This is a genomic window from Pseudomonas sp. LS_2 (genome assembly GCF_042709235.1).
GTDB lineage: Bacteria > Pseudomonadota > Gammaproteobacteria > Pseudomonadales > Pseudomonadaceae > Aquipseudomonas.
In genome coordinates this window covers 25,341-45,576 of record NZ_JAVAYC010000034.1, presented here as the reverse complement: position 1 = coordinate 45,576, position 20,236 = coordinate 25,341, and the positions used below count along the sequence as shown (strand labels likewise).

Here is a 20,236-nt window from a genome sequence, read left to right as displayed (position 1 = left end):
TGCGCAAAATATAATTCCGCTATCGGTACGATTGAGGTGGTGCATCGGGGGATTGGGGGATGGCACCGGCGTTGCCGGTGTTCGCGGTCAAGCCCGCTCCTGCAGGTGTGCAAAATCTTGCAGGGCTTGTTGGACCGCCGCACCGCTGCGAACCCGTGCGCAGCCCTGGCCAGGCGATTGGCCAGAGCTGCTGGCACGGTTACAGATGAATCAAGCCAGGGCGCGCGGCCCCCTGGCCTCAGGCGGGCTCGTCAGCCGGGCGCTGTGCTTCCTGCAACAACACCATGCTCTGCGGCGACGACAGCGCGATGCCTTCGTCGCGCAGGCGACCGAGAATAGTGAACAGCAGGTCGCTACGCGCCCCAGACACCTGCCGCGGCCCCGCCACGTAGCCGCTCACGCTCAGCACCATGCCGCTGGTGGTGAGGTCCTTGAAGGTCACCGAGACCGCCGGGGCATCGAGAATAGCCTCGTGCTCGTGGAACGCCGTCAACAACAGCTCACGCACCTGGTTGGCGTCGGTTTCCAACGGCAGGGTCAGGGTAATGCCGACCACACCCAGGGCATTGGCCATGGTCACGTTGCGCACGTTCTGCGAGATGAACTGCGAGTTCGGCACGATCACCGTGGAGCGGTCGCCCATCTGGATCTCCGTGGCGCGCACATTGATGCGGCGGATATCGCCCTCGACCCCGGCAAGGCTCACCCAGTCGCCCACCTTCACCGGGCGCTCGGTGAGCAGGATCAGGCCGGAAATGAAGTTCTGCACGATCTGCTGCAAGCCGAAACCGATACCCACCGACAGCGCACTGACCACCCAGGTCAGGCTGGTGAGGTTGATGCGCAGGGTCGACATCACCAGCATCGCCAGGAACAGGAAACCCAGGTAACCCACCAGGGTCACCAGGGAGGCACGCATGCCGGCGTCCATGTCGGTCTCCGGCAGCAGGCGCTCGCTCAGCCAGCGCTTGAGCACGCGGATGGCCAACCAGCCACCGATGAAGATCGCGATGGCCAGGAAGATGTCCTGGGGCACGATGCTCAGGTTGCCGAGCACCTTGCCGCCACTGCCATCCCACTCGGCCAGGCTCAGCAACAACTCGCCAGGGCTGGTGCCCGACGGCAGGAATGCCAGCAAGGCGGCGATCAACAGCATCACGGTACGACCAATACCGGCCAGCACGGTGCTGAACTGCGCCTGGTGGCGCTGTTGCAAGCCCAGCGCAGAAGCCAATGCACGGCCTGCTGGCTCGCGGGGCGAGAGCAAGGTTTCGCAGAGGTCGCCGAACACCGTCACCAGCAGGTAGGCGCAGGTGGCCACCACGCTGATCCACAGCAGCTTGGCCGTGAGGAAATAGGCCAGGGTCAGGTAGCCGGCCAGCAGTGTCAGCAGGATTGCAGCTACCCACACCACCACCACGAACGGGATCAGCCCAGCCAACCCTGCCGGACGCTCCAGGCCGTGCTTGCGGCGGGTACGGCGGTAGCGCACCAGGGCGGCGACGAAGATCAGCGATACCACCAGCGCAGTCAGGCCGTTGGTGGCCACGGTCAGCGCCAGGCTGGTGCCGATCACGCTGTTGATGCGCTCCTGGGTCAGCAGCAACACCAATGCCAGCGCCAGCACCTGTGGGAACCAGCTCAGTGCGCTGGCCACCTCGTCGGGGATCGGCGGCAGGCGCCACGAGGGGCGTTGCAACATCAGCATGGCGCGGCCCAGGCCCGCAATGAAGGCGCTGAACACCACCAGGGTCAATACATGGTTGGTCAGGCTGGCCAGGTCGGTGCCCAGTTGCGCGCTGGTCTCCAGGCCCCAGCGCAGCAGCGACACGGCGCCGGCGATGGTCGACAGGGTGGCCAGGCTCACCCCCACGGCCAAGGCGCTGCGACGCAGGCGGCCCTCCGGCAGCCAGCGGATCATCGCCTTGGCCAGCAGGCGTTCGAGCTGGCGACGCACCAGGGTCCACACCAGCACGGCGGCCAGCACACTGGCGAGGAACCACCAGCGGCGTTCTGGGCCGAAGGCACTGGTCAGGGCATCCGCCGCCTCGCCACGCAGGTCGCGCAAGCGCGCCACGTCGTCGTCGGTCGGGCGGATCAAGCTGGACCAGAACGCCGGGCTCAAGGGGCTCGCGGCGCGGCTGGTGATCTGCGAGTTGAACAGGCTACGGCGTAGGTTGACGATCTGCGTGGACAAGTCGCGGGCCGACTGGGTCAGTTGCTGGGCCTGCGTCTGCTGGGCCTGCAACTGCTTCTTCTCGTCCGTCAGTTGCCTGCGCTGGCGAGTGATGCTTCCGGCTTCGTCCGGCAACACCGGGCCGAGCACGTTGAGCTGATCGTCCAGACGCTCGATGTCGGTGGTGCGCAACGCTCCCAGCGCATCGGCCTGGCGCTGCACCTGCAAGGCCGCTTGGCGCAGCTGCGAGAGCTGGTCGTCGTTGGCATTGCTGGTCACGCCCTGGCGCACCAGGTCGAGCCGATCGCTCAGCTGTTCCAGGCTTGCGTCTTCCTCAAGGGCCGGCACACCCTCGCTGAGCAGTTGCGACACCGGCGCGGCGCCCGCCGACCAGGCCGGCTGCGCCACGCACAAAAGCAAAGCAAGAAATACCCAATACAATCGGAAAAGGCCCACGCGACCCATCGAATTCCCCTAAACCCAACTGAACAAAGCGGGAATTCTACGCTGCTGCGCCACTCAGGTGATTACCGTTTCTCGGTCCAGCAATTGCCGCTTGCGTTCCACGCCCCAGCGGTAGCCGCTGATATCGCCGTCGCGGCGCACCACGCGGTGGCAGGGAATGGCCACCGCGATGCGGTTGGCTGCGCAGGCCAGCGCTACCGCACGCACCGCCTTCGGTGCGCCGATACGCTCGGCGATGTCGCTGTAGCTGACCCGCCCTCCAGCCGGCACCTCGCGCAGGGCCTGCCACACGCGCTCCTGGAAAGCAGAGCCCTGCACATCCAGCGGTAAGGCCAGGCCTATGCCAGGTTGCTCGACGAACCCCACCACTTCGGCCACCAGCCGCTCGAAACCAGCATCGCCGCCGACCAGCTCGGCCTTGGGGAACTGGTCTTGCAAATCGTGCAGCAGGCGCTCGGGATCGTCGCCCAGCAGAATTGCGCAGATACCGCGCTCGCTCTGCGCCACCAGGATCGCCCCGAGAAAACATTGGCCGATGGCGAAGTGAATGGTCACTCCCGCACCGCCTGCACGGTAGTCACGCGGCCGCATGCCCAGACGCTGGCCGGCGCTTTCGTAGAAACGGCTGCCAGCGTTGAAGCCGGCCTCGAAGATGGCGTCGGTGATCGAGTCGCCCTCGCCCAGCCGCTCACGCAGACGGCGGGCGCGGAAGGCGGTCGCGTAGGCCTTTGGCGTGAGGCCGGTTTCAGCCTTGAACAGGCGGTGCAGGTGGAAGGGGCTGACGCCCAGCGCAGTACCGAGTTGGTCGAGGTTAAGCGCCGTTGCGCTGGCTTCCATCAGGCGACAGGCCCGTGTCACCAAAGCGGTGTAGCGGGTTTCCCGCAGGTTGCCGGCGCAGCGTTTGCAGGCACGGAAGCCAGCGGCTTCGGCGGCGCTGGCATCGTTGAAGAACTCGACGTTCTCACGCTTGGCCATGCGCGACTTGCAGCCGGGGCTGCAATACACCCCGGTGGTGCGCACGGCGTAGACGAAATGGCCGGCAGCGGCGCTGTCACGCGCTTGCACGGCCTGCCAGCGTTGGGCGTCGGTGGTGTACATGGCGGCAGTCCTTGGTAGGCAGTTGCGGCAAGATTGCCAGGGAGCGGCCGGTGGCGGCTCCCCGATTCTTGCTCGGTAAATGGAAGCCCTGTGTGCGGGTAATGTTTTGCGCTCAACTACAACCCGCTCAGGCCCGCCACAGGTACCAGGCCGCCACCGTACGGTGCGGGCTCCAGGCGCCGCCCAAGGAGCGCATCTGCGCAGGCGTCGGGGCCTTGTCCAGGCCCTTGATGCGCCGGTAACCCTCACGTACGCCAAAGTCGTCCACTGGCAGGATATCGGAGCGCTCCAGGCTGTAGATCAACAGCATCTCCACCGTCCAGCGACCGACCCCGCGCAGCGCCACCAGACGCTGGATCAACACATCGTCGCTCAGGCCACGGGCCTCGTCGAGGCTGGGCACCAGCCCTTCCAGGCGGGCCTGGGCAATCCCCTGGACGGTCGCCAGCTTGCTGGCCGAAAAACCGCAGGCGCGTAGCGTCTCGGGGTCGGTGGCCAGCAATTGCTCGGGGCTGGGGAAGGCCGCTTGCGGGTACAGCGCCAGCAGCCGCCCGAGAATCGCTTCGCCAGCGCGGGCGTGCAACTGCTGGTAGGCCACTGCACGCACCAGCGCCTCGAACGGCTCGCGCCCAGGGGTTGCACGGTGCAGGCACGGACCGGTGGTTTCGATATGCCGCGCCCAGTCCGGGTCGAGCGATTGCAAAAACTCGCAGGCCTGCCGGTAGGCTTGCGCAGAAAGGTCGGCCTTTATCATGAGCATCACCTGTGCTGCGGTTGAAGGCTCATCTTAGATCAACCGTTCATCGGCGAAACGGCCGTTCTTGCGCGACTAATTCCCGGTGAACCGTTGCCCTATGGCCATTCGCCCACCTAGAATTGAGAAACATTCACAATCGTACTCTCTTTCAGCTGTGGGGCACGCCATACGATGCAGGTCAACGAGACGCTCAAGCCCGCCGAAGTCGATCTGCTCTATCAAACCCACCACGCCTGGCTGCGCGGCTGGCTACGGGCACGGGTCGGCTGTCGCGAGCATGCCGCCGACCTCGCCCAGGACACCTTCGTGCGCCTGCTGCGGGCACGCCAGGTGGCTCCGCTGAAGGAACCCCGGGCCTACCTGAGCAGCATCGCCCGCGGCTTGATGATCGACCAGTACCGCCGCCGCGCCCTGGAGCGCGCCTACCAGGAAAGCCTGGCCAGCGTGCCAGAGGCCGAGGCGCCCAGCGAAGAACATCGCCATATCATTCTCGACACCCTCGAACGCCTGGACCGCGCCCTGCTGCAACTCAAGCCGCGGGCACGCCAGGCGTTCCTGTTGGCGCAGCTCGACGGCCTGAGCATTCCGCGCATCGCCCTGCACCTGGACGTATCGCGGGCCACGGTGGAGCGCGACCTGGCCAAGGCCTTGGGCGTCTGCTACCGGTTGCGCTATGCCGATGTCTGAACGTATTCCGGCCCAGGCCCAGGTCGACCAGGCCATCGACTGGCTGGTGAAGCTGCGCTTCGACGAACCTTGCCCGCGCAGGGAGCAGCAGTTCCAGCAATGGCTGGCCAGCCACCCGCACAACGCCCTGGCCTGGCAGCGGGTCAACAACCTCGGCGAGGAACTGGCCGTACTGCCCGGTGCGATCAGCCGACGCACCCTTGAAGGCAGCCGCAACCTGCGCAGTAGCCGGCGCGATCACCTCAAGCTGCTGGGCGTGCTGGCCGTGGGTAGCGGCCTGCTGTGGAGCGCACGCGAACCGCTGGGGTTGCCTGCGCTGCTGGCCGACAGCAGCACCGCCACTGGCGAGCGACGCGGCCTGCAAGGCAGCGATGGCAGCCGCCTGCAACTCAACACAGACAGCGCCATCGACTTGCGCTACAGCCCTGACCAGCGCCTGCTCACTCTGCTGCGCGGCGAGGTCAGCCTGGACAGCAATGGCGACGACAACCGCCCGTTCCATATCGATACCGCCATCGCCGACATGGACACCCATGACGGTCAGCTGTTGCTGCGCGAGAACGACCAAGGCCTGCTGCTGGCGGTGCGCCGTGGCGAGGTCACGTTGTTCCCCTCCTCCGCCACCCCGCGCCTGGTGCTGCCCGGCGAAGTCCTCCAGGTGAGCGCCGATGGCCAACTGCGCTTGGCCCACCTGCATGGCGACCCCTGGGGCTGGACCGACGGCGTGCTCAGCGTGCAGCAGATGCCGCTGGGCGAGTTCGTAGACGAACTTTCGCGCTACCGCCCAGGCGTGCTGCGTTGCGCGCCGGAGGTGGCCGGGCTCAAGGTCTCCGGCACCTTCCAGCTCGGCGACAGCGAGCAGATCCTGCGGCTGCTGGCGCGCTCGCTGCCCGTGCGCATCGACTACCGCACCCGCTACTGGGTGAGCATCGGCGCGGCGTAGGTGACAGCGAAATCGCGCATCAGTCCGCCACCGCCCGCAACGCCCCTGCCCGCCGATACGCCTGCCGGGCAAGGCACACGAACAACCCCGCCATCAACGCCAGCGCCATGGGCAAGCCATGGGGCGCGATATCCATCGCCGCACCGCTGACCAGCGGCCCCACCAGGCTACCCACGCCCCACAGCAGGCCGACGCTGGCATTGGCCGTGACCAGGTCGCGCCCCTTGAAGCGCTGGCCGATCAGCACCAGCGCCAAGGTGTAGATGCCTCCCGCCACGGCGCCCAGCACCACCAGCAGCGGCCACAACAGCCAGGTCATCTGTAGCAGCCAGGGCAGGCCGATACCGATGGCCATCGCCACCACCCCGCAGGCCAGGTGCAGGCCGGTGCGCTCCACCCGGTCGGCGAGCCAGCCAAGCGGTAACTGGAACAGCATGTCGCCGGCGAACACCACGGTCACCATCAGCGCCGCCACGCCCACCGCAAAGCCCAGGCTGGTGGCATACACCGGCAACAGCGACAGCACCACCGCATCGAAGAACGAGAAAAACAGCACTGCCATGCACAGCGCTGGCGCCACGCGGAAGAAACCTGCCAAGGTGAAGCTTTTCTCGCCCTCACCCTCGTGACGCACGCGGTCGTTGGGCACCGTGAAGACGATGCACAGCAGCGCCAGCCCGTAACAAGCGGTAACCACGCCCATCACCCACGGACTGTTCGCGCCCAGCAGCGCCAGCATGGCCGGGCCAAGCACCTGGAAGCCGGTGAAGCTGGTGGCGTAGAGGGCCATGACCTTGCCGCGGTTGTGCTCCGGGCACAGTTCGTTGACCCACGACTCACCCAGGATGATCGCCACCCCCATGCCCAACCCCAGGCCCAGGCGCAGCAAGGCCAGCAACCAGATCGACGAGAACGCCCACTCCAGTAACGCGATGCTCAGGGCACACAAGCTGAAGCACAGCAGGTAGAGGGTGCGTCGGGTGAGGTAGCGACAGCAGGCGTCGACCATGAAGGCCGAGAGCATCATGCCCGCTGCCGGAATGGCCGAGACGATACCGATCTTGAGGGTGTCGGCCCCGGCTTCGTGCAAGCGCAAAGACACCAGCGGCAAGCTGGCTCCCAGGCTGAAGCCGACGACAGACACGGCGAACAACAGGCCCGCCAGCAAACGCATGTTCATGTACCACTCCTGACAACGCTGAAAAGATGTGCGAACGCAAACGCCCCCAGGCCCCGCAAGGGAGGCGGGCCGGTGAGGACGCGAAGGTCAGTCCAGGGTCGGGTGCGGCGAGAAGGTGAAGGCGAACAGCACGCTGCGCCGGCGCTTGAGCACCGTGTCGCTCGGCCACGAGCGACGCGCTGCCGGGGCGACAGGGCGAGCTGGGCTGAGGGGCTGGGTACGGCGCATGGCTTGAGTTACAGGCATGGAAAGGAAGGGCACTCTAGGTCAAGGCTGCTTGGGCCGTCAATCGCCCTGCCCTTCTCGCGGCGCTCCGACAAGCCCGCCCCTACAGGTACGGCATCGTCGACCTGCAGGAGCGGGCTTGCCCGCGAACCAGGGCAGGGGCCCGGCCATGAACCGCGCAGCTTAGCGCTTACCAGTGGACGGCAGGAACACCGCCAGCAAGCCGAACAGCGGCAAGAACGAGCACAGCCCATACACGTATTCGATACCCCGCAGGTCCGCCAGGTACCCCAGCAACGCCGCGCCGATCCCGCCGAAGCCGAACATCAGCCCAAAGAAGATCCCGGCGATCATGCCCACGTTGCCCGGTACCAGCTCCTGGGCATAGACCACGATGGCCGAGAACGCCGAGGCCAGGATGAAGCCAATGAGCAAACTGAGCACGGTGGTCCAGAACAGGTCGGCATAGGGCAGCGCCAGGGTGAACGGTGCAACGCCCAGGATCGAGAACCAGATCACCGCCTTGCGCCCGATGCGGTCGCCGATCGGGCCGCCGAAAAAGGTGCCGGCCGCCACCGCGCCGAGGAACAGGAACAGGTGCAACTGCGAGCTGGCCACCGAAAGGTCGAACTTTTCGATCAGGTAGAAGGTGAAGTAGCTGGTGAAACTGGCCATGTAGAAATACTTGGAGAACACCAGCAGCCCCAGCACCACCAGGGCGGCGATCACCCGCTGGCGTGACAGGCCGTGGGTAGCGGCCTGGGCCTTGCGCGCCTTGAACTGGTTGAGGTGGCCTTTGTACCAGCGGCGCAGCATCAGGGTAACGCCGAAGAAGAACAGCGCGGCCAGCCCGAACCAGGCCACATTGGCCTGGCCGAAGGGAATGACGATGGCCGCCGCCAGCAGTGGGCCGAAGGCCGAGCCTGCGTTACCGCCGACCTGGAAGGTCGACTGCGCCAGGCCGAAACGCCCACCCGAGGCCAGCCGGGCGATACGCGAGGTTTCCGGGTGGAAAGTCGACGAGCCAATCCCCACCAACGCCGAAGCCAGGAGGATCATCGGGAAACTGCCGACGAACGCCAGCATCACGATCCCCACCAGGGTGCACAAGGTGCCCAGCGGCAGCAGGTTGGGCGTGGGCCGCTTGTCGGTGTAGAAGCCGACCCAAGGTTGCAGTAGCGAGGCGGTGATCTGGAAAGTCAGGGTAATCAGGCCGATCTGCGCGAAGCTCAGGTTGTAGTTGGCCTTGAGCATCGGGTAGATGGCCGGCAGCACTGCCTGGATCAGGTCGTTGATCAGGTGCGCCAGGGCACAGAAACCGATGATGCGCATGACCAGCGGGCTGCTGCCGGAGGCGGCCGGGGCGTCGCTGGTCACGGGGCTGGTCGAGGTGCTGCTGATAGCCATGAGCTGAAGGTCCGTAGCAGGTTTGGGATCCGATTATTAGAAACATCTGGATACGAAGCCACCCTTATTTGCCTCCGCGGGGCCATCCGTCCGCCGCGCACTTGCAAATGGTTCTCACTATATTTAGCATCTTCAGCACCTGCACCCCGTAGACATTGGGCCAAACCGCCCTCTCCACGAGTAGCCCCCATGAACCCGATGCCCGCCCTGCCGTGCCCCCACGACCCGCAACGGGAAGCGCTGGAATGGTTCGCCCGCCTGCGCCAGGCCAGTGCCGACGAACGCCAGCGCAAGGCCTTCGCCGAATGGTGCCAGGACCCGCACAACGCCCACGCCTTCGCCGAGCTGGAAGCCCGCTGGCAACAGCTGCCTCCAGCCGCACGCCCTCGGCCACGGGAGCTCGAAGTGCGCCGTAGTCACCTGGGCAAGTGCGTGGCCCTGCTGCTGCTGTTGCTGGTGGCGGCGCTCGCCTACCTTTACTGGCCGCTCATGCAGCGCCTGGGCAGCGAACTGCACACCGACGCTGGCGAACGACGCAGCGTGCGCCTGGCCGACGGTTCGACCCTGCACCTGGACAGCGCCAGCGCCATGAACGTCGACCTGCGCGGACGCACCCGACGCCTGCACCTGGTACAAGGCCAGGTGTCCATGGAGGTGATGCTCGATGGCCGGGCGCTGGAGGTGCAGGTGGACGATGCCCGCATCCAGGTATTCGGCACGCGCCTGCTGCTCGCCCGCTGGGCCGACCGCGACGAGTTGGTGGTACTCAGCGGCAAGGCCAACATCAGCCTGGGCGGCGACCAGCGCCTGCTCTCGGCGGGCGAGCGGGTGAGCTTCACCAACCTGCGCATCGGCGCCGTGGAGAAGACCGACGCCAGGGCAGCCGACGCCTGGCGCAGCGGCAACCTGCACGTCCGCGACATGCCACTGGGCGAGGTGCTCCAACGCCTGGCTGGCTACCAGGGTCAACGTGCCTGGGTGATGGACGAACAGCTTGCCTACCGACGTATCAGGGGCGATTTCAACCTTGATCGTGCCAGCGAAAGCGTGGAACACCTGGCGAACGAACACGACCTGCGCCTGTACAACGTGCTCGGCCACTGGCTGATTGCTCGCTGACAACCGGTCGTCGGGCTAAGCGTTTGAAAGCTTGGAAATTTTTTTAAGGCGGGTGTTGACAGGTAGTCGATTCGAGCGAATAATGCGCGCCATCTTGGCTACATAGCTCAGTTGGTTAGAGCACGGCATTCATAATGCCGGTGTCCGGGGTTCAAGTCCCTGTGTAGCCACCATATCCTGAAAAGGGCTTATCGAAAGATAAGCCCTTTTTCTTTGCCTGCGTTTTTCACCCCTCAGCAGGCTTGGCACAGAACGACGAACCGGCGCTGCCATCCCCGCCCCAGGTGCGGTAGCCCGCCGTGTCCAAATGGATACGCCCCGACGGGTAGCGCCCCAGGCCCATGCTCCATGCCTTGCCCTGTTGTTGCCAGAAACGACACAACGGGTTGGGGTCGGCCCAATCGGGCAGCAGCAGATCGACGGCAAACGCACGAGTATGGGCACTGCCGACCGCGCCACCGGCACAGGCATTCAATGCGCGGTCGCGGTAGGCCGACACCACTTCGAACTGGCGCAGGATGCCCTGCTCTTGCAGGGTCTGGAGCAGCGCCAGGGTCGAACGCACCGCCGGCCACTGGCTACTGGGCGGCACGGCGAATGGCGCGGCGCGGCACTGGCGCCAGTCGGATGCCGAGCGCAACAACTGGTGGATCGGCACCACGCCATACAGCCGTGCATCCACCAACATCTCGCGAAACGGTCGGGTTTGATGGTCGCCGGCCCACTGCGCGAACAGCCACAGGTCACGCTCGTCGGCATGAGCAGGCAGCCCCCCGGACAAAGTCATAGCCATTAGCCACAACCTGGCACTTTTCATCCCCCTACCTCTTCATCCAGTATGAGCGCGCCCGCCACCCCCTGGCGGCCACTGACAAGGAGTTAAGCATGCAAAAGACTGCTGTATCTGGCCTCGCCGCCCTCGCCTTCAGCGGCCTGGTCATGGCGGACGCGCACATCGACCTGGGCGACGCGCAGCGGGTCACCCGTCTGTTCGCCTACCCCAACAATTGCAGCGTGATCTGCTTTCGCGACTGGACCCTGGAACAAACCGTCGAGCATTACCTGACCCAGAGCGTACGCCGCGACGGCTACGCCGACGCCCAGGTGCACGTGCGTCGCGACAACGACAAGCTGCACGCCGAGATCACCCAGGTGCCCGCCAGCTACGCAGAGCCTTTGCGCAAGCTGCTCGACAGCGGCGAGCTGGCCTACCAGGGCGCGAGCCAGCTGAACAAGGATGGCAAGTGGGCCTACGACTGGTACCTGTTCCTGCCGCTGGGCATGGCCCTGGAGAACCGCCGCAGCATCGAGCTGCTGCACTTCCCGCCGGACTACTCGCTGACCCAGGCCCAGGACTACCTGCGCTCCAACACCACCGACCGCTGGGCCCAACTGCTGACCTTCAACGGCGTGGATGCCAACCAGACCCCGGCCTACCAGACCATCGTCGACATCGCCCCGATCGCCGCACCCGCCAGCGCCGGCAAGGACCTGGAAGGCACCTACAGCTACTTCAGCGACTACCAGGTGCGCATGGTCAAGGAAATGACCCTGCGCAGCGCAGGCAAGCCGCTGCCGATGGTCGCCTTCGGCGCGCCGGTGCGTAGCTGGATCCAGCAGCAATACGGCCCGAAGGTCGATGTGCTGGGCCTGGTCAGCATCAGCCCCGAGGCCGGCCAGCAGGTGCCGGTGCTGGGCTCGAACCACCCGAGCGCGATCTGGTATGCGGCAGACAAGAGCAGCTACGGCGGCGACCAGGACAAGGCCGACGCAGCGGGCCTGAAGATGATGGGCCAGGACCTGACCGCCGCCTGCTGGCAGGCCGGGATGGGCAAGAACCCGCAGGCCGATGCCAAGCTGACCCTGGATGCGTGCAGCACCAAGTGGCAGGTGACGCAGAAGAAGCAGACCTGCGAATTGTTCTACCGCACCATCCGCGACATGACGCCGGAGCAAGCGGCGGCCAAGTGCAATACCGGCGCGGCGACCCGCAACCTGCGCGACCTGCGGGCGCCGGTGGAAGTGCCGCAGCCGCAAGCATGATGCCGGCCTGACAGGGGCGCTGATGCCTTCGCGGGTAAGCCCACGCCTACAGGGTTCCACGCAGATCCTGTAGGAGCGGGCTTGCCCGCGAAGGCCGTGCCGCCGCTCTCAATCCTCGAACAGGGTGCAGGCCATCACCAGCGCATCCTCGCGCCCACCCGCCACCGGGTAGTAATCCCGTCGCCGGCCTATCTCGTTGAAACCATAACGCTCATACAAGCGGTACGCCGACTGGTTGCTGGCACGCACTTCCAGGAAGCACTCCCGGCCATTGAGCTGGTAGGCCCGCGCCATCAGGTGCTCGAGCAGCTTCAGGCCCAACCCGCGGCCCTGGTTCTCGGGCTTCACGGTGATGTTGAGCAGGTGCGCCTCGTCGATGATCACGTTGATCACGCCATGGCCGACCTGCTGCTGGCCATCGAACATCAACCACACTTCGTACGATTTCAACGCATCCAGGAAGATGCCGCGGGTCCAGGGGTGGCTGAAGGCGGCGTATTCGACTTTCAGCACGGCATCCAGATCCGCCTCGGTCATCGGGCGGAAACTGATCGAGTCACTCATTCAACGGTTTTCCAGCGCGCCATCAGCTGGCGCATCGCTTTCCAGACGTGGGCCTTGCGCTGCGGCTCGTCCATCAACAGTTCAAGGCCCGGCAAGGCCCAGGCAGCGCCCAGGCCGTCGAGCTCGAGTTCCTGGTAGTAGGCCTGCTCGTCGGCGCCGCCGGCAAAACGTACGGCCGGCAGGCCCAGCAGCCACAGGCAGGCGCTGGGAGACTCTTCCAGACGCGCCTGGATAAAGCCCTGGACGAAATCCCGTGCGGCCTCCGGCCCCTGGTCCATGTTGCCGCGCACCAGCAACGGCCAGCGCACCGGCTCGCCGACGATCTGCGGGGCATCCGGCAGGCCGGCGGCGCGCAGCATGTCCTTGAGCAGCAGGTAGGAAGGGTCGCGGCTCTGGAACGGCTGGCCGGTGGCCAGCTCTACCAGCAGCAGGCAACGCCCGGCGCGCAGCAGTTGCAGGGCGAAGCGCGGTGGCGGGACTGGCGCAGGGCGGGCCGCCTTGGGTGCTTCTTCCTCGGACTCGACCGGCTTGGCAGCGGGCTTGCTGGCAACGCTGGGGCGCGGAATCTCGATTTTCGGACGTTCGCCCGAGCGCGCCTGCGGCGCTTCGCCGGGCGCTGGGGCGCTGGGGCGAGCCTCGAACACGGGCGCTTCGACCGGCGCCAGCGGCAGCAGCAACTCCGGGCGCGAAGGCGCAGCGAACGGCAGTTCGGCGCGCGGCAGCCAATGCACCACTTGCATGGCGGAAAGGTAGGCGCGGCGGCGGGACTCGGTCAGCAAGGCACGGGCATCCGGGAGGTATTCGGGTAATCGGGCATTCTAACGCCGTTGGCGGCGTCTTGCTGCAACGGGCGGGTGGAAAGTTATCGGCTTTTCCGCCCTTTCGCGGGCAAGCCCGTGCCTACAGCGGTTCAGCGCAGAGGTTCAGGCAACGCAAAACCCAGACCAAGGGGTGAAATCCCCCCCCCCGTATGCAGTACAATCGCCCCTTTTACTTGGCAACGAGTCGACCCGCCAATGATCGAACCCAAGCGCGTCCTGCGCGCCCTAGCCGAACACTGGGCCTTGATCGAGCCGCTGTGCGAGCGCTTCGACCAAGGCACCCTGAGCCTGGTCGAGCTGCGCCAGCAGCTGGCCCGCCAGCAGGTGGAAAGCACTCCGCAGGAGATCACCCAGCTGCTCGACGTGTGGATCCGCCTGGACATTTTGGTGCCGGTGGCCAAGAGCCCGAACCGCTTCGAGCTCAACGCACAGATCCACGACTTCCTCGCCTACCTGCGCCGCGAGCACCGCCTGGGCCTGTGCCTGGAGATCGAAGCCTACCTGCGTCACCTCGAGCGCCTGGCCGGGCATATCCAGGATGCCTTCGACAACCGCGACAGCGACGACCTGGCGCGCCAGCTGCGCCTGCTCGACATGCGTGTGCGCGACGTACTGAAGAAGCTCGACAACGACGAACAGGCACTGGTGGCCGTGGCCGAACGAGCCAAGACCAGCAACCGCCAGATCCCCCTGCGCCAACGCTACGCCGAGGTATTGGCGACCTGGGACGAATACGTCGAGCCGATGATCCAGCTGGTCAACGCCGACGGCGCCTTCGAGCAAGGCGTGCGCCAGGTCGAGACCGTGCTGCTGCGTCTGTTGGGCGAGCAGGCGCGCCTGGGCCACCTGGTCGACGATGACATGCTGCTGCGCACCCATGCGCGCATCCTGGAAATGCAGACCAGCGCCCAGCTGACCTTGCGCCATGCCCGCGAACTGCTGCTGCCGCTGCGTGAAGAAGCGCGTCGGCACAACGCCGTGACCCGTGGCGCGGCACTGGCGTTGTCGGTCATCCGCAAGAAGGGCCTCGACGCCCTGCCCCAGGCCGCCATGCCCCTGTTCACCCGCCCGCAGAGCACCTTTCTCGGCAGCGCCAGCCAGGTCGAGGCCTACGTCTACGCCCTGGCCCGCTTCGAGCCAAAACCTGCGCGCTTCCCCAAGGCGCACAAGGTCAACAAAGGCCCGCTGCCAGGCGCACCGCGCACGGTCAAGGAAATGCTCGAGCGCTGCGAGGACGCACTGCCGCTGCCCGACCTGATGGTCTGGCTGCTGGAGCAGGAGCCCGAAGGCGCCACCGACGAACTGCTGTACTGGTTCTCGCGGCTGTCGCGCGAGAAGCGCTTCAGACGCGAGCGCCTGGAACGCCAGGAGTACAGCACCCGCGAACACCTGGTCAGCCTGCGCTCGTTCGCCCTCGCCTCGAGCCGCGAAGCGCAGCCCCAGACCACGCCCGAATCCAACGCGAGCCCAGCCCATGCATCTTGATCTTTCCGAACTGTCCCAGCTCGCGCCGATCTTCCGCGAGCTGTTCAAGGGCTTCCACGTCAGCCGCCGCGACCCTGAGCTGTACGCCCAGCTGTCGAACTTCCAGGACCAGTACCGCACCCTGTTCAAGGCCCTGGGCTTCGAGCTGGTGTGCGACACCCGTGGCTTCTACTATTTCGTGCCCGAGCAGGCTGCCGCGCAGGTCAACAAGACCGCCCAGCGCCTATCGCTGTTCACCTTCATCCTGGTCGAGCACCTGGCCGACCAGGGCCGCGACCCGATGGCCGTGCTCGACGGCGGCAGCATTGGCCGCGACGAACTGCCCTCGTTGCTGGAGAAGTACCGCGACCTGTTCATTCAGGCCGAGGTGCAGACCGTCGAGGAGTTGGAAGAAAAGATCCTGCGGCGTATGACCCAGCTAGGCTTCGCCCTCGAGGAAGGCGGCATCTACCGCTTCCTGGCCCCCATGCATCGCTTCCTCGACGTGTGCCTCTCGGTGCAGCAGGACCGCGACCTGGCCGCCAGCCTGCACAGCGACCTGCCACTGCCAGTCCCGGTGCTGATCGAAGAAGAAACCCCGGAAGAACTCAACCGCACCGAAGATCCGCTCGACCTCAGCCCGTTCGAAGGCGAGGAAAGCGAGGAGGACGCCCTGGCCCGGGCGATTCGCGAAGAGCAACAGGAGATTGACGCATGAGCCAGGAACGCTACGGCATCCGCCGCTTCGCACTGCTCAACACCGCCGGCTACAGCCTGGGCCTGTTCCCGCTGGAACACCCGCTGTCGGTCTATGGCGCGAACAACCTGGGTAAGTCGGCGTCGATCAACGCGCTGCAGTTCCCGATCCTCGCGCGCATGTCGGACATGAGCTTCGGCAAGTACAGCCTGGAGCAGTCGCGGCGCTTCTACTTCGCCAGCGATACCAGCTACATCCTCTGCGAACTCGACCTGCCCCACGGCCCCCACGTGATCGGCGTGGTCGGCCGCGGCCCGGGCGGCGGCTTCGGCCACCAGTTCTTCGCCTACCAGGGCCAGCTGGACCTGGCGCATTACCAGAAGAACGACACCTGCCTGCGCCAGAAGGAGCTGTTCACCAACCTCGAACAGCATGGCCTGAAGGCCTACGAGCTCAAGCCTGACGAACTGCGCCGTCTGCTGGTGGGCGGGCACACCTCGGTGCCGCTGGACCTCACCCTGACACCGCTGCGTTCGACCAGCGAGCAGAGCCTGAAGACCTTCCGCTCGCTGTTCATCAACCTGCTGCACATGCGTGAAATCACCGCCGCCAAGCTCAAGCAGCTGTTCCTCGACGCCTTCGAGCACAGCCTGCGCTCGGGCAGCGTCGACTACATCGCCGCCTGCGACGAGGCCTTCCGCGATGTGCGCCGCATGGAGCAGGACTACAATGCCCTGGTCGCCGCCGGCCCCTTGGTCGAGGCCCTGGCCGGTGGCGTGGCCCAGCGCGACCTGTTGCGCGGCAAGCTGCACCGCCTCTCGCCACTGCTCGATAACCTGCTGGGCACCTGGCAGGACTACGCCATGGCGCGCAAGGAAGAGCTGGTGATCCAGGCCGAGCACTACCGCGGCGAGCAGGACGCCCTGCAGAACGACCAACGCAGCGGCACCCAGGAGCTGATGCGCCTGGAGCGTGAAATCACCGGCATCCAGCGCTGGCTGGGCGAGCTGTCGGTGCTCAAGCACCGCTTCGCCCTGGTCGATGACGTCAAGGTCCTGGAGCAGCAACTGCTGGCCGCCAAGGACGCCCACGACGAACTGGCCGGTGCGCTGGCGCAGTCGCGCCAGTTCTCCGCGGAAGACCTCGACGAGCGCGTGCGCGACCTGGAAAAACGCGTGAAGGCGGTCAAGCAGCAGCTCGACCACGCCGACAACAACAGCTACGCCCGCCTGCGCGAGGAGTTCTCCCAGGCCGATGTCGAACGCCTGATGCGCCTGTTCAACGGCGCGCTGTTCAGCCTGCCGCTGGGCGACAACGGCATCGCCCTGGATGATGGCGAACAATGGGTCAAATCCCTGGAAGCCGTACTCGACGGCTTCAAGGGTGAGCGCTTCGAAGTGCCGGGGCTGTCCATCGACCTGTCGCACATCGATCCGCCAGCGTTGCAGGCCCTTGCCGACCGCGCCGCCCTGCGCGACCAGAAAGAGCGCCTGGAAAAGGAGCTCAAGCAGCTCAAGACCCAGCAGGCCGTGGCCCTGGACCGCGCCGCCAGCAAGGCGCAGACCGAGGCCCTGTACCAGCAGGTGCTCGATGCCCAGAAAGCCCTGGAAGACTTCCGTCGCAGCGAAACGCTGAGCGCCGAAGAGCCGGAGAAAATGGAACAGCTGGCGCAGCTCGAAGCCGCCCAGGACGAGCTCAAGCGCTCCAGCGACGCCTTTACCGAGCGCGTCCAGCAGCTGTCGGCGAAGCTGCAACTGATCGGCCGACAGATCGCCGACCTCGAAGCCAAGCAGCGCACCCTCGACGACGCCCTGCGCCGTCGGCAGCTGCTGCCGGCCGACCTGCCGTTCGGTACGCCGTTCATGGAGCCGGTGGACGACTCGATGGACAACCTGCTGCCGCTGCTCAACGACTACCAGGACAGCTGGCAGGGCCTGCAACGCGTCGACAACCAGATCGAGGCGCTGTACGCCCAGGTGCGCCTGAAGGGCGTGGCCAAGTTCGACAGCGAAGACGACATGGAGCGCCGCCTGTCGCTGCTGATCAACGCCTACTCGCACCGCACGGAAGAAGCCCTGACCTTGGCCAAGGCGCGCCGTGCGGCGGTGACCGACATCGCCCGCACCCTGCGCAACATCCGCAGCGACTACGACAGCCTGGAACACCAGCTGGCGCTGTTCAACCGCGAGATCAACCGCCGCCAGGTCTCCAACCTGGAAAGCTTCCGCGTGGTGCTGGCGCCGAACAAGGAAGCGCTCAAGCACATCGACCAGATCATCCACAGCGCCGGCCAGTACGAGGAAGGCGAGACCCTGTCGGTGTTCGACCTGACCCAGAGCGCCGACCAGGACAACAAGAACGAAGAGGCCAAGGAATACCTGGCGCGGCTGGTGGCGGCCAACCACAACCAGCTGGGCCTGAAGGACTTGTTCGAGCTGGCCTTCGAGATCACCAAGATCAACGGCCAGCCGGTGATCCACGCGGACATCGATGGCGCTGCGTCCAACGGCACCACCATGACCATCAAGGCGCTGACCAACATGTACCTGTTGCTGCACCTGATGGACCGCGACCTGGCCGGGCGCATTCGCCTGCCGTACTACCTCGACGAGGCGGCGGACATCGACGAGCGCAACCAAGCGGCGCTGCTCGAGACCAGCCAGCAGCTGGGCTTCGTCCCGATCCTGGCGAGCGTGAAGCCGCAGGTGTCGGCGCGCGTGGCGATCGACCTGGAAGGCGGTAGCGGGCCGAACGGCATCTACATCGACGAGGCGGACTGGAAGTTCATCAGTCGTCGCGATGAGGTGAAGGCGATCGTGCGGGAGGATGAGGCCGAGGAATTGGCCTGATTCGATGAACAGGGGCCGCTGTGCGGCCCATTCGCGGCGGTCCGGCGCAAACGAGGGCGCAGCCCTCGCAATACAGTCAATGCGATATCACTTCGCCCAAGGCAAGATCGGAATCGCCGTCACCGCATTCTGCGGGCTGCCCTCGATCACCCGGTCGCTGTACACCAGATACACCAGGGTATTGCGCTTCTTGTCGAGGAACCGCACCACCTGCATGGTCTTGAACACCAGCGAGGTGCGTTCCTTGAACACTTCCTCGCCGTCCTTCAGTTCACCCTTGAAGCTGATCGGCCCCACCTGGCGACAGGCAATCGACGCCTCCGCGCGGTCTTCCGCCAGCCCCAACCCACCCTTCAGGCCGCCAGTCTTGGCCCGCGACAGGTAGCAGGTCACGCCGTCGACCTTGGGGTCATCGAAAGCCTCGACCACGATGCGGTCGTTAGGCCCGACAATTTTGAACACGGTGGACACCTGGCCGATTTCCTCGGCCCCGGCCAGCACCGGCAACGCCAGCGCCACCACGGCAAACATCCTTTTCAGCACAGGCATGCTCCTCAAACCAGGACCAAATTGTCGCGGTGCACCAGTTCCGGCTCGGCGATATAGCCCAGCAGGCCTTCGATGGCATCAGAGGCCTGGCCGATGATCTTCTGCGCTTCCAACGCACTGTAGTTGGCCAGCCCGCGAGCGACTTCCACGCCGTCCGGCCCCACGCACACCACCATCTCGCCACGGCGGAAGCTGCCCTGCACGGTTTTCACACCCACCGGCAACAGGCTCTTGTTGGCCTGGCGCAGCGCCTGCACGGCACCCGCATCGAGCACCAGGGTACCGCGGGTTTGTAGGTGCCCGGCCAACCACTGCTTGCGCGCAGCGATCATGCCGCGCTCTGGCGACAGCAGGGTGCCCAGGCGTTCGCCAGCCTTGAGACGGTCGAGCACGCGCTCGATGCGCCCGCCGACGATGATGGTGTGGGCACCGGAACGGGCTGCCAGGCGCGCAGCCCGCAGCTTGGTCTGCATACCGCCGCGGCCCAGCGCGCCACCGGTACCACCGGCCACGGCATCCAGGCTCGGGTCATCGGCGCGGGCCTCGTAGATCAGCTGGGCCTCGGGGTTGTTGCGCGGGTCAGCGTCGAACATGCCGTCGCGGTCGGTGAGGATAACCAGCAGGTCGGCTTCCACCAGGTTGGCCACCAGGGCCGCCAGGGTGTCGTTGTCACCGAAGCGGATCTCGTCGGTGACCACCGTGTCGTTTTCGTTGATGACCGGCACCACGCCCAGGTCGACCAGGGTACGCAGGGTGCTGCGGGCGTTGAGGTAACGCTTGCGGTCGGAGAGGTCGTCGTGGGTCAGGAGGATCTGCGCAGTGTGCTTGCCATGCTCGCCGAAGCTCGACTCCCAGGCCTGCACCAGGCGCATCTGGCCAAGCGAGGCGGCCGCCTGCAGCTCGTTCATCGCACTCGGTCGCGTGGTCCAGCCCAGCTGGCTCATGCCGGCAGCCACGGCCCCGGAAGAGACCAGAACCAGTTCCACACCCGCTTCACGCAATGCCACCATCTGCTCGACCCAGACCGCCATGGCACCGCGGTCGAGGCCCTTGCCATCGGCCGTCAGCAGCGCGCTGCCGATCTTCACGACCCAGCGCTTGGCGCCCGTCACCTTGCTTCGCATCTTCTCTTCCAACCTATGTCGAATCCGTAGATACATTGATACAAAAACGCCGCTCCAGAGAGCGGCGT

General features: G+C 65.9%; 18 protein-coding genes and 1 tRNA gene. 8 read left to right on the top strand and 11 right to left on the bottom strand.

What is annotated here, in order from left to right:
* Positions 1-238 precede the first annotated feature (238 nt).
* From RAC97_RS22205 to RAC97_RS22195, 3 genes are all read right to left on the bottom strand, one after another.
* Positions 239-2,641 (bottom strand): DUF3772 domain-containing protein, encoded by a 2,403-nt coding sequence (locus RAC97_RS22205; RefSeq protein WP_375101798.1) that lies wholly within the window; start codon positions 2,639-2,641, stop codon positions 239-241.
* A gap of 54 nt (positions 2,642-2,695) precedes the next feature.
* On the bottom strand, positions 2,696-3,739 hold the full coding sequence (gene ada, locus RAC97_RS22200; protein WP_375101797.1) for a bifunctional DNA-binding transcriptional regulator/O6-methylguanine-DNA methyltransferase Ada: 1,044 nt from the start codon (positions 3,737-3,739) through the stop codon (positions 2,696-2,698).
* Positions 3,740-3,866: 127 nt separating this feature from the next.
* A complete protein-coding gene (locus tag RAC97_RS22195) occupies positions 3,867-4,493 on the bottom strand; it encodes a DNA-3-methyladenine glycosylase family protein (RefSeq protein ID WP_375101796.1) in 627 nt (208 codons plus the stop codon).
* A gap of 174 nt (positions 4,494-4,667) precedes the next feature.
* Here RAC97_RS22195 and RAC97_RS22190 point away from each other — a divergent pair, with 174 nt between their 5' ends.
* Together RAC97_RS22190 and RAC97_RS22185 are read left to right on the top strand one after the other, a co-directional pair.
* Entirely contained in the window at positions 4,668-5,183 is a 516-nt protein-coding gene (locus tag RAC97_RS22190) for a sigma-70 family RNA polymerase sigma factor (RefSeq protein WP_375101795.1), read from the top strand.
* Positions 5,170-6,126 carry a FecR domain-containing protein gene (locus RAC97_RS22185; RefSeq protein ID WP_375101794.1) on the top strand — a complete coding sequence of 319 codons (957 nt, stop codon included), beginning with the start codon at positions 5,170-5,172 and terminating at the stop codon, positions 6,124-6,126. Before RAC97_RS22190 ends, RAC97_RS22185 begins: the two co-directional genes overlap by 14 nt.
* Positions 6,127-6,145: 19 nt before the next feature.
* Here RAC97_RS22185 and RAC97_RS22180 read toward each other — a convergent pair whose 3' ends face one another.
* The 3 genes from RAC97_RS22180 to RAC97_RS22170 all read right to left on the bottom strand — a co-directional run bounded on the left by RAC97_RS22180 (position 6,146) and on the right by RAC97_RS22170 (position 8,938).
* Positions 6,146-7,306: an MFS transporter gene (locus tag RAC97_RS22180; protein ID WP_375101793.1), complete on the bottom strand. Its 1,161-nt coding sequence runs from the start codon at positions 7,304-7,306 to the stop codon at positions 6,146-6,148.
* 87 nt (positions 7,307-7,393) lie between these two features.
* The gene (locus RAC97_RS22175) at positions 7,394-7,552 is read right to left on the bottom strand and encodes a hypothetical protein (protein WP_375101792.1); all 159 of its coding nucleotides are present in this window, start codon (positions 7,550-7,552) and stop codon (positions 7,394-7,396) included.
* Positions 7,553-7,714: 162 nt separating this feature from the next.
* Positions 7,715-8,938, bottom strand: a complete 1,224-nt coding sequence (locus RAC97_RS22170; protein ID WP_375101791.1) for an MFS transporter — start codon at positions 8,936-8,938, stop codon at positions 7,715-7,717.
* Between the two features lie 189 nt (positions 8,939-9,127).
* Between RAC97_RS22170 and RAC97_RS22165 the strand changes: the two genes are divergently transcribed.
* Both RAC97_RS22165 and RAC97_RS22160 read left to right on the top strand, forming a co-directional pair.
* On the top strand, positions 9,128-10,057 hold the full coding sequence (locus tag RAC97_RS22165) for a FecR domain-containing protein (RefSeq protein WP_375101790.1): 930 nt from the start codon (positions 9,128-9,130) through the stop codon (positions 10,055-10,057).
* A 96-nt stretch (positions 10,058-10,153) separates the two neighbouring features.
* Positions 10,154-10,230: transfer RNA gene (locus RAC97_RS22160), tRNA-Met, on the top strand.
* A gap of 53 nt (positions 10,231-10,283) precedes the next feature.
* On the opposite strand, the gene RAC97_RS22155 is transcribed toward RAC97_RS22160, so the two are convergent.
* A complete protein-coding gene (locus RAC97_RS22155) occupies positions 10,284-10,874 on the bottom strand; it encodes a D-Ala-D-Ala carboxypeptidase family metallohydrolase (protein ID WP_375101789.1) in 591 nt (196 codons plus the stop codon).
* 68 nt (positions 10,875-10,942) lie between these two features.
* Here RAC97_RS22155 and RAC97_RS22150 point away from each other — a divergent pair, with 68 nt between their 5' ends.
* Positions 10,943-12,100, top strand: coding sequence for a hypothetical protein (locus RAC97_RS22150; RefSeq protein WP_375101788.1), 1,158 nt, complete (start codon positions 10,943-10,945; stop codon positions 12,098-12,100).
* Positions 12,101-12,208: 108 nt separating this feature from the next.
* On the opposite strand, the gene rimI is transcribed toward RAC97_RS22150, so the two are convergent.
* Both rimI and RAC97_RS22140 read right to left on the bottom strand, forming a co-directional pair.
* The gene (gene rimI, locus RAC97_RS22145; RefSeq protein WP_375101787.1) at positions 12,209-12,664 is read right to left on the bottom strand and encodes a ribosomal protein S18-alanine N-acetyltransferase; all 456 of its coding nucleotides are present in this window, start codon (positions 12,662-12,664) and stop codon (positions 12,209-12,211) included.
* Positions 12,661-13,443 (bottom strand): energy transducer TonB, encoded by a 783-nt coding sequence (locus tag RAC97_RS22140; protein ID WP_375101786.1) that lies wholly within the window; start codon positions 13,441-13,443, stop codon positions 12,661-12,663. The genes rimI and RAC97_RS22140 overlap by 4 nt, the downstream gene beginning before the upstream one ends.
* Before the next feature lie 237 nt (positions 13,444-13,680).
* Between RAC97_RS22140 and mksB the strand changes: the two genes are divergently transcribed.
* The 3 genes from mksB to mksF are packed head-to-tail and all read left to right on the top strand — an operon-like array spanning position 13,681 to position 18,495.
* Positions 13,681-14,970: an Mks condensin complex protein MksB gene (gene mksB, locus RAC97_RS22135; protein WP_375101785.1), complete on the top strand. Its 1,290-nt coding sequence runs from the start codon at positions 13,681-13,683 to the stop codon at positions 14,968-14,970.
* A complete protein-coding gene (gene mksE / locus RAC97_RS22130; protein ID WP_375101784.1) occupies positions 14,960-15,667 on the top strand; it encodes an Mks condensin complex protein MksE in 708 nt (235 codons plus the stop codon). The genes mksB and mksE overlap by 11 nt, the downstream gene beginning before the upstream one ends.
* Entirely contained in the window at positions 15,664-18,495 is a 2,832-nt protein-coding gene (gene mksF, locus RAC97_RS22125; protein WP_375101783.1) for an Mks condensin complex protein MksF, read from the top strand. The genes mksE and mksF overlap by 4 nt, the downstream gene beginning before the upstream one ends.
* A gap of 87 nt (positions 18,496-18,582) precedes the next feature.
* Here mksF and RAC97_RS22120 read toward each other — a convergent pair whose 3' ends face one another.
* Positions 18,583-19,026 (bottom strand): CreA family protein, encoded by a 444-nt coding sequence (locus RAC97_RS22120; protein WP_375101800.1) that lies wholly within the window; start codon positions 19,024-19,026, stop codon positions 18,583-18,585.
* A gap of 23 nt (positions 19,027-19,049) precedes the next feature.
* On the bottom strand, positions 19,050-20,168 hold the full coding sequence (gene proB / locus RAC97_RS22115) for a glutamate 5-kinase (protein WP_375101782.1): 1,119 nt from the start codon (positions 20,166-20,168) through the stop codon (positions 19,050-19,052).
* Between the last annotated feature and the right edge of the window lie 68 nt (positions 20,169-20,236).